Origin of the sequence: Variovorax defluvii, from assembly GCF_039541515.1 — a bacterium.
Lineage (GTDB): Bacteria > Pseudomonadota > Gammaproteobacteria > Burkholderiales > Burkholderiaceae_C > Variovorax > Variovorax defluvii.
Map to the genome: position 1 here is coordinate 257,728 of NZ_BAABGJ010000002.1, position 10,620 is coordinate 268,347.

Annotated in this window: 8 protein-coding genes; 5 read left to right on the forward strand and 3 right to left on the reverse strand. The window is 69.5% G+C overall.

All coding sequences use genetic code 11. From position 1 onward, the window contains the following. Positions 1 to 99 precede the first annotated feature (99 nt). From parC to ABEA07_RS02625, 4 genes are all read left to right on the forward strand, one after another. Positions 100 to 2,487, forward strand: coding sequence for a DNA topoisomerase IV subunit A (gene parC / locus ABEA07_RS02610; RefSeq protein ID WP_345535680.1), 2,388 nt, complete (start codon positions 100 to 102; stop codon positions 2,485 to 2,487). Between the two features lie 9 nt (positions 2,488 to 2,496). Beyond that, positions 2,497 to 2,676: a hypothetical protein gene (locus tag ABEA07_RS02615; RefSeq protein WP_345535681.1), complete on the forward strand. Its 180-nt coding sequence runs from the start codon at positions 2,497 to 2,499 to the stop codon at positions 2,674 to 2,676. Between the two features lie 452 nt (positions 2,677 to 3,128). Next, on the forward strand, positions 3,129 to 3,509 hold the full coding sequence (locus ABEA07_RS02620) for a hypothetical protein (RefSeq protein WP_345535683.1): 381 nt from the start codon (positions 3,129 to 3,131) through the stop codon (positions 3,507 to 3,509). Further along, positions 3,494 to 3,703, forward strand: coding sequence for a hypothetical protein (locus ABEA07_RS02625; protein ID WP_345535685.1), 210 nt, complete (start codon positions 3,494 to 3,496; stop codon positions 3,701 to 3,703). The genes ABEA07_RS02620 and ABEA07_RS02625 overlap by 16 nt, the downstream gene beginning before the upstream one ends. Before the next feature lie 42 nt (positions 3,704 to 3,745). Here the strand turns inward: ABEA07_RS02625 and cueR are convergent, their stop codons facing one another. The 3 genes from cueR to ABEA07_RS02640 form a co-directional block, all read right to left on the reverse strand. Next, positions 3,746 to 4,153, reverse strand: coding sequence for a Cu(I)-responsive transcriptional regulator (gene cueR / locus ABEA07_RS02630; RefSeq protein ID WP_345535687.1), 408 nt, complete (start codon positions 4,151 to 4,153; stop codon positions 3,746 to 3,748). Beyond that, complete coding sequence (locus ABEA07_RS02635) at positions 4,150 to 6,402, reverse strand: heavy metal translocating P-type ATPase (RefSeq protein ID WP_345535688.1); 2,253 nt, start codon at positions 6,400 to 6,402, stop codon at positions 4,150 to 4,152. Before ABEA07_RS02635 ends, cueR begins: the two co-directional genes overlap by 4 nt. 111 nt (positions 6,403 to 6,513) lie before the next feature. Continuing rightward, a complete protein-coding gene (locus ABEA07_RS02640; RefSeq protein WP_345535690.1) occupies positions 6,514 to 7,410 on the reverse strand; it encodes a LysR family transcriptional regulator in 897 nt (298 codons plus the stop codon). A gap of 92 nt (positions 7,411 to 7,502) precedes the next feature. Here ABEA07_RS02640 and ABEA07_RS02645 point away from each other — a divergent pair, with 92 nt between their 5' ends. Beyond that, positions 7,503 to 10,445, forward strand: coding sequence for a molybdopterin oxidoreductase family protein (locus tag ABEA07_RS02645; RefSeq protein ID WP_345535692.1), 2,943 nt, complete (start codon positions 7,503 to 7,505; stop codon positions 10,443 to 10,445). Positions 10,446 to 10,620 lie beyond the last annotated feature (175 nt).

Here is a 10,620-nt window from a genome sequence, read left to right on the forward strand (position 1 = left end):
GCGCGCGAGCGCTGCCGCCTGCGCCACCCTCTCCCGCAGGCATGGGGAGCAAGACCAGGCGCCCCACTACACTTCCCCCTCTTTCAAGTTTCTCCCGCCATGGATTCCCAACCTCCCCTCGATTTCCAGAGCCCCGAAGAGGACGGGGCCCTCACGCTGGCCGATTACGCACAGACCGCCTACCTCGAATACGCGCTTTCTGTCGTCAAGGGCCGCGCATTGCCCGACGTCTGCGACGGCCAGAAGCCGGTGCAGCGGCGCATCCTCTATTCGATGTCGCGCATGGGCCTGGGCTTCGGCGGTGCCAACGGCACGGTCGGCGCCAAGCCCGTCAAGAGCGCGCGCGTGGTCGGGGACGTGCTGGGCCGCTTCCATCCGCACGGCGACCAGGCCGCCTACGACGCGCTGGTGCGCATGGCGCAGGACTTCTCGCAGCGCTACCCCCTCGTCGACGGCCAGGGCAACTTCGGCAGCCGGGACGGCGACGGCGCCGCGGCCATGCGCTACACCGAGGCGCGGCTCTCGCGCATCACCAGCCTGCTGCTCGACGAGATCGACGAAGGCACGGTCGACTTCATCCCCAACTACGACGGCTCCACCGACGAGCCGCGCCTGCTGCCCGCGCGCCTGCCCTTCACGCTGCTCAACGGCGCCAGCGGCATCGCGGTCGGGCTGGCCACCGAGATTCCCAGCCACAACCTGCGCGAGGTGGCCGACGCCTGCGTGGCGCTGATCAAGTCGAACGGCAAGCTGCCCGACGAAGAACTGTTTGCGCTCATCCCCGGCCCCGACTACCCGGGCGGCGCCCAGATCATCAGCAGCCCCGGCGAGATCGCCGAGGCCTACCGCGGCGGCCGCGGCTCGCTCAAGGTGCGCGCGCGCTGGAAGATCGAGGACCTCGCGCGCGGCCAGTGGCAACTGGTGGTGCACGAGCTGCCGCCGGGCGTCAGCACGCAGAAGGTGCTGGAGGAGATCGAGGAACTCACCAACCCCAAGGTGCGCGCCGGCAAGAAGGCACTGACTGCCGAGCAGACCCAGCTCAAGGCCGCCGTGCTCGCCGTGCTCGACAGCGTGCGCGACGAGTCGAGCAAGGACGCGCCGGTGCGCCTGGTGTTCGAGCCCAAGACCTCGCGCATCAGCCAGGAGGAGTTCATCACCACGCTGCTGGCGCAGACCTCGCTCGAGAGCTCCGCGCCGATCAACCTCACGATGGTGGGCATCGACGGCAAGCCGACGCAGAAGTCCCTGCGCCAGCTGCTGAACGAGTGGATCGCCTTCCGCGAACTCACCGTCGAGCGGCGCTCTCGCCACCGCCTGGGCAAGGTGCAGGACCGCATCCACATCCTCGAGGGGCGGCAGCTGGTGCTGCTCAACATCGACGAGGTGATCGCGATCATCCGCGCCTCCGACGAGCCCAAGGCCGCGCTGATCGCGCGCTTCGGCCTCACCGACCGCCAGGCCGAAGACATCCTGGAAATCCGCCTGCGCCAACTGGCGCGGCTGGAGGCCATCAAGATCGAGCAGGAGCTGAAGAACCTGCGCGAGGAGCAGAAGAAGCTCGAAGACATCCTCGGCAGCCCGGCCGCGTTGCGCCGCCTGCTGGTCAGGGAGATCGAGTCCGATGCCAAGACCTTCGAGGACCCGCGCCGCACGCTGATCCAGGCCGACAAGCGCGCCGTGGCCGAGGTGCGCGTGGTGGACGAGCCGGTCACGGTCATCGTCTCGCAGAAGGGCTGGGTGCGCACGCAGAAGGGCTGGGCGAGCGAGCGCGCCGCCAGCGGCGGGGGCGCGCCGGAGTACAGCTTCAAGTCCGGCGACGCGCTCTACGGCGCCTTCGAGTGCCGGTCGGTGGACACGCTGCTGGTCTTCGGCACCGCCAAGGACAAGAGCGTGCGCGTCTACAGCGTGGCCGTGGCCTCGCTGCCGGGCGGGCGCGGCGACGGCCAGCCGATCACGACGCTGATCGATCTGGAGAGCGGCACGCATCCCGCGCACTACTTCGCGGGCCCTGCCGGCGCGGCGCTGCTGCTGTCGAGCACCGGCGGCTACGGCTTCATCGCCTCGGTCGAGAACATGGTCTCGCGCCAGCGCGGGGGCAAGGCCTTCGTCGACGTGGGCGAGGGCGAGCAACTGTGCCGGCCCTCGCTGGTGGGCGGTGCGAGCGGCGCGGAGCCGATGCCGCCGGCCACCAACGTGATCTGTGCCTCGGCCAACGGGCGCATCCTGACCTTCGAGATCCTCGAGATGAAGGCGCTGCCGAAGGGCGGGCGCGGGCTCACGCTGATCGACCTGGAGGCCAAGGACACCCTGGCGGGTGCGGCGGCCTACACGCGCAGCGTGAAGATCGTCGGCATCGGCCGCGGCGGCAAGGAGCGCGAAGAGACGCTGGAGATCCGCAGCCTCAACAACGCCCGCGGCAGCCGCGCGCGCAAGGGCAAGGCGGCGGACCTGGGCTTCAAGCCCACGGGCGTGCTGCGCGTGCTCTGAGGTCGCAGGATGGACTTCGGGCCGGTCGGCATCTTCGTCCTGGTGGTGACCAGTGCGTGCAGCTTTTTGCTGGCGCGCTGGCTGTCGAAGCGCATGCGCGAGAAGCGCCGCGAACGGGAGCGGCAGGCGCGGGAGGCGGCGGCCAGCCGCCAGGTGCGGCGGGCGCGCGAGCGGCGCGCACGCCGTTAGAGCTCACATCGAGCCCGCTCCTTGCGAGGCCGGCTCGGGTCGGCGTCAGTCACTGTCGCATTCCGGCTTCTCTCACGAGCCAGCTTCAGGCGCAACGTGCGCGTCGGCGACGCGGCCATTGGCATCATCCTTTATTGACTGAAGCGGCAGGACGCTGCGCACCTGTTGCCGTGTGTGCAGGACCCATCGCGTTCCCCGGTGGTTGCATCACGCGACGCCCATACCATGGAAGCGGGCGCACGAAGCAAATACGTCGATCGCGCAATGGGGCACGGCGACAACAAGTTGTCGTACGCATTGAACACTTTGCTCGAAGCCCTGCCACCAGGCTGGTCGGTGAGAAAGCTCGCTTTGTAGGGCCAGGTACTCGGCTGCAGCAGCGATTGCACGCTGTGTTGTTCAATGTTCTGGATCGAGTCCGCCCAAGATCTCTTCGTCTCGACAGGTGCACCGTGGCTGCCGACTTCCACGTCGGGTTCCCGGATTGCCCTGACCTGCCGATGCTGGAAAGCCTGGAGCTCGACATGGCGGGCGGTGCGTTTTCGTTGTTGAAGAAAATCCTGGCCGCTTCACAACTGGGCAGTCTCAGCCTTCGCTCCAAGCTCCGCTTGATCGCTGAACAGCACGCCGACATCGCTACCACGCTCGAGAGGCAGAACCGGTCACTGCAATTTCTGTCTTGTCCGTGGATCGAGGCAAGTCGAGGCAGTGAAGGCTTTTTCCAGAACAACGAGGGCTACCTGGCCCTCGTGGAGTGTGCGAGGACCCACAAGCGTCGGTCGGAAATGGCCGAAGTGGCGGACCTCGTCCCGGCGGCATGCAGCAGGCCTTGAACGGCTTGGTACATCATCTGCCTGACCTGCAAAATGCCCCCCTCGACGTGGGCCGCTACGCAGCGAAGATTGCACTTGCAACTGGTGAGTTGGAGATGGACGTGGTGATGGGTTGGACGACGCTCAACAGACGCGCCGCTCAGGAAGCTTCGAATGCACGCGCACGCCGACAGGCTGAGACGTGGAAGAAGTGAAGGGCTGCCGTCGCAAGAATGCGGCCAGTCTCCGTAGCGTCTTCAGGGCTCCGCCAGTTCGTCCAGGATCGGGCAGTCCGGCCGATGATCGCCATGGCAGCAGTCCGCCAGCCGCTCCAGCGTGCGCTTCATCGCTTCCATCTCCTCGATGCGCCGCCGGAGGTCCGCGGCGTGCGCCAGGGCGATGCGCTTGACGTCCGCGCTGGCGCGGCGCTTGTTCTGCCACAGCTTCAGCAGCTCGGCGATCTCGGCCATGCTGAAGCCGAGGTCGCGCGCCCGGCGGATGAAGCGCAGCGTGTGCACGTCGTTGGCGGTGTACTGCCGGTAGCCCGACTCGGTGCGGTGCACCTTGGGCATGAGGCCCAGCGATTCGTAGTGCCGAACCATCTTGGCCGACACGCCCGAGCGCGCCGCCGCCTCGCCGATGTTGAAGGGTTCCATGCCGGTCATGCCTTGGCCCTCCAGCGCCGCAACAGGAGCGCATTGCTCACCACGCTGACGCTGCTGAAGGCCATGGCCGCGCCCGCGATCACCGGGCTCAGCAGGCCGAGGGCGGCCAGCGGGATGCCCACCACGTTGTAGACGAAGGCCCAGAACAGGTTCTGGCGGATCTTCGCGTAGGTGCGGCGCGAGATGTCGATCGCATCGGCCACCAGCGAGGGGTCGCCGCGCATCAGCGTGATGCCGGCGGCATGCATGGCCACGTCGGTCCCGGTGGACATCGCGATGCCCACGTCGGCTGCCGCCAGCGCCGGCGCGTCGTTGATGCCGTCGCCGACCATCGCGACGCGCCGGCCCTCGGCCTTGAGCGCGGCGACGACGGCCGCCTTGTCCTCGGGCAGGACCTCGGCGCGCACGGTGTCGATCTGCAGCTGCTTCGCGACGGCCTGCGCGCTGCCGCGGTTGTCGCCGCTGACCATGGCGGTGCGGATGCCCTGCGCATGCAGGCGCGCGATGGCGGCGGCCGCCTGCGGCTTGGGGGCATCGCCGAAGGCCATCAGGCCCCGCAGCGCGGGGCTGCCCTGGTCCGTCACGTCGGCCAGCCACGACAGCGTGCGGCCCTCGTCCTGCAGCCGCGCCGCCAGCGCCTCGAAGCGCTCCAGCGGCACCGAGAGCTCGCGCATGAAGCGGGTGCTGCCCAGGCGCAGCGCGCGGCCCTCGACCTCGGCGGCGATGCCGCGCCCGGCCACTGCGCGCAGCGCGGTGGCGCGCGGGGCCTCGATGCCGTCCTGCGCCGCCCGCGCCAGCACCGCGTGGGCCAGGGGGTGTTCGCTGCCGGCCTGCAGCGAGGCGGCGGCGCGCAGCAGCGCGGCGCCGTCGCCATCGGCCGCTTCCAGCGCGACCAATTGCGGCCGGCCTTCGGTCAGCGTGCCGGTCTTGTCGAAGGCCACCACCTGCACCGCATGCGCGATTTCGAGCGCCTCGGCATCCTTGATCAGCACGCCGTGGCGCGCGGCCACCCCGGTGCCGGCCATGATCGCGGTCGGCGTCGCCAGGCCGAGCGCGCAGGGGCAGGCGATCACCAGCACCGCCACCGCGTTGAGGATGGCGCGTTCCCAGTCGCCGGCACCCAGGCCCCAGCCCAGCAGGGTCGCCAGCGCGATCACGATCACCACCGGCACGAAGACGCTGCTCACCCGGTCGACCAGGCGCTGGATCGGCGCCTTCTTCGCCTGGGCCGATTCCACCAGGCGCACGATGCGCGCGAGCGTGGTCTCGGCGCCCACCGCGGTGGTCTGCACCAGCAGCAGGCCCTGGCCGTTCACCGAGCCGCCGGTCACGCGGGCGTCGACCTGCTTGGCGACCGGCAGGCTTTCGCCGGTGATCAGCGATTCGTCGATCTCGCTCTCGCCTTCGAGCACGCGGCCGTCCACGGGCACGCGCTCGCCGGGGCGCACCACCACCAGGTCGCCCAGCTGCACCTCGGCCAGGGGCAGGTCGCGGTCGATGCCGCCGCGGCGCACGCGCGCGCGTTCGGGCCGCAGCGCATTCAGGGCGCGGATGGCCTCGGTGGTCTGGCGCTTGGCGCGGCCTTCGAGCCACTTGCCCAGCAGCACCAGCGTGATGACCACGGCCGAGGCCTCGAAGTAGAGATGCGGCGGCATGCCGTGGCCGGCATGGGCGACGAGCAGGTATAGGCTCAGCCCGTAGCCGGCCGAGGTGCCAAGCGCAACGAGCAGGTCCATGTTGCCGGCGCCGGCCTTGAGGGCCTTCCAGCCCGCACGGTAGAAGCGCGCGCCCAGCCAGAACTGCACCGGCGTGGCCAGCGCGAGCTGCGCCCAGCCGTCGAGCATCCAGTCTCGCCCCACGAGCAGGCCCAGCATGGGCAGGATCAGCGGCAGCGAGAGCAGGGCGGACAGGATGACGGGCCAGGCTTCGCGCCAGGCAGGTGCGGCGGGCGCGGCCGTTGCGGGGGCGGCCGCTTCCTGCACGATGCGGCGCGCCTCGTAGCCGGCCTTCTGCACGGCGGCGATCAGGCTCTGCGCGTCGAGCGCGCGATCGGCCAGTTGAACTTCTGCCGTCTCGGTGGCGAGGTTGACGGTGGCCGAGGCCACGCCGGGCACCTTGGCGAGCGCCTTTTCCACGCGCATCACGCAGGAGGCGCAGGTCATGCCCTCGATCTGCAGTAAATGGGTGGGCAGCGTGTTGCCGCTGCCGGCCTGGCGGGCGGCGGGGGGGAGGATCAGGGCGTCGTTCATGGCATGTCTTTTTCCGGCGCCAGCGGTGTGGCGGATGCAGGCAGTCTCAACCCTACCATGATGGGAAGGTCAAGCTTTGAACCGTCGACCCCTGCCGAAAAACCTGAAGGCTCACTCCGCCATGCAGTAATCGATGAACGCCTCCAGCGTCCGCCCCGGCTGGCGCTGCCGGTGCAGCACGATCGACAGGGTGCGCGAGTTCTTCGGCAAGGTGGTCTTCAGCTCCACCAGCGAGCCGGCGGCCAGTGCATCGGCCACCGCGTAGCGCGACATGCAGCCGATGCCTACGCCCGAGGCCAGCACGCGCTTGATGGCGTGGCTGCTGCCGAGTTCCAGCTCCACATCCAGCGGGCCGACGCGCCGGCCCAGCCAGTCCTCCGTCGCTTCGCGCGTGCCCGAGCCCTCTTCGCGCAGCACCCAGCCGGCCTCGGCCAGTTCGCGCGTGCCCACCGTGCGCCCGGCCAGCGGGTGGCCCGGGGCGGCCACCACCACCATCTCGTCGCTGCGCCATCGGCGCACCGCCAGGTCGGGATGGGTCTGCCGCCCCTCGATGAAGCCGACGTCGGCGTCGAAGCCGACCACCGCCGCGATCACGTCGCTGGTGTTGCCGATGATCAGCCGCGCCCGGGCCTTCGGGTTCTGCTGCTTCCAGCCCAGCACGATGCCCGGCAGCAGGTATTCGCCGGTCGTGAAGCTGGCCGCGATGCGCAGTGGCATCTGCTGGTCGGCGAAGAACATGGCCTGCAGCTCGGCCGCCTGGTCCACCAGCGAGACCGAGCGGGCGAGCAGGGCGCGGCCGTTTTCGTTGAGCACGAGGCGGCGGCCGATGCGGTCGAACAGCTGCGTGCCCAGCGCCGCCTCCAGATCGGCCAGCGCGGCGCTGGCGGCCGACTGCGAGCGCGCGATGCGCCCGGCCGCGGCCCGCGTGGAGCCTTCGCGCGCGGTGGCGGCGAACACCTCGAGCTGGCGCAGGGTCAGGCGCAGGCGATGATCTGTTTTATCGTTCATGGTGAACTGAATTAACTGCTTTTTTGTTCAGGGCCGCAACCCTATCATGGGGCCACGATCCCCCCCCCCCCACGATCACCGGAGGCAGCGCCTTGCTCAACTTCCTCTCGCGCGAACCGATCCACGATCCGCTGGCCGCGCCCGCTCCGACCGACCGGACCGAGGTCAAGACCACGACCTGCTACATGTGCGCCTGCCGCTGCGGCATCCGCGTGCATCTGCGCGAGGGTGAGCAGGGCCCCGAGGTGCGCTACATCGACGGCAACCCCGAGCACCCGCTCAACAAGGGCGTGATCTGCGCCAAGGGCTCCTCGGGAATCATGAAGCAGATCTCCCCGGCGCGGCTGACGCAGCCGCTGCTGCGCAAGCCCGGCAGCGAGCGCGGCGCCGGCGAGTTCGAGCCGATCAGCTGGGAGCGCGCCTTCGAGCTGCTGACCGAGCGCCTGTCGAAGATCCGCGCCACCGACCCGAAGAAGTTCGCGCTCTTCACCGGCCGCGACCAGATGCAGGCGCTCACCGGCCTGTTCGCGCGCCAGTTCGGCACGCCCAACTACGCGGCGCACGGCGGCTTCTGCTCGGTCAACATGGCGGCCGGCATGATCTACACCATCGGCGGCAGCTTCTGGGAATTCGGCGGGCCCGACCTGGAGCGCGCCAAGCTGTTCGTGATGATCGGTACCGCCGAGGACCACCACAGCAACCCGATGAAGATCGCCATCAGCAAGTTCAAGCGCGATGGCGGGCGCTTCATTTCCATCAACCCCGTGCGCACGGGCTACTCGGCCATCGCCGACGAGTGGATTCCGATCAAGCCCGGCACCGACGGCGCGCTCTTCATGGCGCTGCTGCACGAGCTGATCGCCAGCGATCTGATCGACCACGCCTTCCTGAAGCGCTTCACCAACGCGCCGCAGCTGGTGGTGCTGGACGACTGCGAGCGCCAGGGCCTGTTCGCCTTCGATCCCGAGCGCGGCGTGCCGGGCGACGGGCGCAATCCGCACAACAAGCTGGTGTGGGACAAGCGCAGCGGCAGCGTCATGCCGGCCTATCCGGAAGGCATCGAAGAGGGTTGCGATCCCGCGCTCGAGGGCCACTACCAGCTGGCCGACGGCACCCGCGTCGCGCCTTCGTTCCAGCTGCTGCGCGAACGCGTCTCCCGCTGCACCCCGGAGTGGGCCTCGGCCATCACCGGCATCGATGCCGAGCGTATCCGCAAGCTGGCGCGCGAGATGGGCGAGACCGCGCTGCAGCAGGCCTTCGAGCTGCCCATCCCCTGGACCGATGCCTGGGGCAAGCAGCACCCGACCACGCAGGCGCGCCCGGTGGCCTTCCACGCGATGCGCGGGCTGGCGGCGCATTCGAACGGCTTCCAGACGGTGCGCGCGCTGGCCGTGCTGATGAGCGTGCTGGGCACCATCGACGCGCCCGGCGGCTTTCGCCACAAGGCGCCGTACCCGCGCCACATCGTCCCCAACTACCGCGCCTTCAACGCGCCGGAGATGATCCAGCCGAACACGCCGCTGAACGCGGCGCCGCTGGGCTTCCCGGCCAACCCGGACGAGCTGGCGATCAACCCCGACGGCTCCCCGATCCGCATCGACCACGCGTTCTCCTGGGAGCATCCGCTGTCGGCGCACGGGCTGATGCACAACGCCATCACCAACGCGGTGAAGGGCGATCCCTACCGCATCGACACGATGCTGATCTTCATGGCCAACATGGCCTGGAACTCCAGCATGAACACGATGGCGGTGCGCGAGATGCTCAACCGCAAGGACGCGCAGGGGGAGTACATGATTCCCTTCCTGGTCGTGTGCGATGCCTTCCAGAGCGAGACCGTGGCCTTCGCCGACCTGGTGCTGCCCGACACCACCTACCTCGAGCGGCACGACGTGATGAGCATGCTGGACCGGCCGATTTCCGAGTTCGACGGGCCGGTGGACTCGGTGCGCGTCCCGGTGGTGCCGCCCACCGGCCAGTGCAAGCCTTTCCAGGAGGTGCTGATCGAGCTGGCCTCGCGCCTGAAGTTTCCCGCCTTCACCACGGCCGAGGGCGAGCGCAAGTTCAAGGACTACCCGGACTTCATCGTCAACTTCCAGCCGCAGCCGGGCATCGGCTTCCTGATGGGCTGGCGCGGCAAGGACGGCGACCAGCACCTGCGCGGCGAGCCCAACCCGAAGCAGTGGGAGGCCTACGCGCAGAACAACTGCGTGTTCCAGTACCACATGCCCGAGACCATGCACTACATGCGCAACTGGAACCGGGAGTACCTGGACTTCGCCAAGGACAAGGGCTGGCGCCAGAAGAACGACCCGGTGCAGCTGGCCCTGTATTCCGACACGCTGCAGAGCTTCCGGCTCGCGGCCCAGGGCAAGAGCGGCGGCCGCCAGCCGCCCGATGCGCTGCGCGAACGCATCGAGACCTACTTCGATCCGCTGCCCTTCTGGTACCCGCCCCTGGAAGAGGCCGCCACCGACCTGGAAGCCTACCCGCTCAACGCGATCACCCAGCGCCCGATGGCGATGTACCACTCCTGGGATTCGCAGAACGCGTGGCTGCGGCAGATCCACAGCCACAACTACCTGCACGTGAATCCGCTGACCGCGAAGGCGGCCGGCATCGCCGACGGCGGCTGGTGCTGGGTCGAGAGCCAGTGGGGCAAGGTGCGCTGCATGCTGCGCTACAGCGAGGCGGTGGAGCCCGGCACGGTGTGGACCTGGAACGCGATCGGCAAGGCCGACGGCGCCTGGCAGCTCGCGCCCGGCGCGGACGAGGCGCGCAAGGGCTTCCTGCTCAACCACCTGATCTCGGAGGAACTGCCCTTCGATGCCGCGCACGGCACCGGGACCATCAGCAACTCCGACCCCGTCACCGGCCAGGCCGGCTGGTACGACGTGCGGGTGCGCATCCGCCCGGCCGAGCCGGAGGAACCGAAGGAGAGCTATCCGCAGATCCCGAGCATGCCGGCGGTGCCTGGCGTGCTGGGCAAGGCGGCGAACGTGATCAGCTATTTCGCGGGGAGGAAGCGCTCATGATGCAGTGGCTCAAGGACCTGTTGGCCGGCGCCGGGCAGCCGGTGCGCGAACCCGCACTGGCGACGGCGGGCGGCGGCTGCGGCGAGGGCTGCGGCTGCGCGACGGCGGCGACGGCGGCGACGACCGCCGCCGCCCGGGGCGCGGACCTGGCGCCGCCCGCGGCCAGGCGCGGCGA

Coding starts and splice junctions, on each gene's coding strand:
- cueR (WP_345535687.1), bottom strand. CDS start 4,153: ATGACCGGCATGGAACCCTTCAACATCGGCGAGGCGGCGGCGCGCTCG.
- ABEA07_RS02640 (WP_345535690.1), bottom strand. CDS start 7,410: ATGAACGATAAAACAGATCATCGCCTGCGCCTGACCCTGCGCCAGCTC.
- ABEA07_RS02615 (WP_345535681.1), top strand. CDS start 2,497: ATGGACTTCGGGCCGGTCGGCATCTTCGTCCTGGTGGTGACCAGTGCG.
- ABEA07_RS02625 (WP_345535685.1), top strand. CDS start 3,494: ATGCAGCAGGCCTTGAACGGCTTGGTACATCATCTGCCTGACCTGCAA.
- parC (WP_345535680.1), top strand. CDS start 100: ATGGATTCCCAACCTCCCCTCGATTTCCAGAGCCCCGAAGAGGACGGG.
- ABEA07_RS02635 (WP_345535688.1), bottom strand. CDS start 6,402: ATGAACGACGCCCTGATCCTCCCCCCCGCCGCCCGCCAGGCCGGCAGC.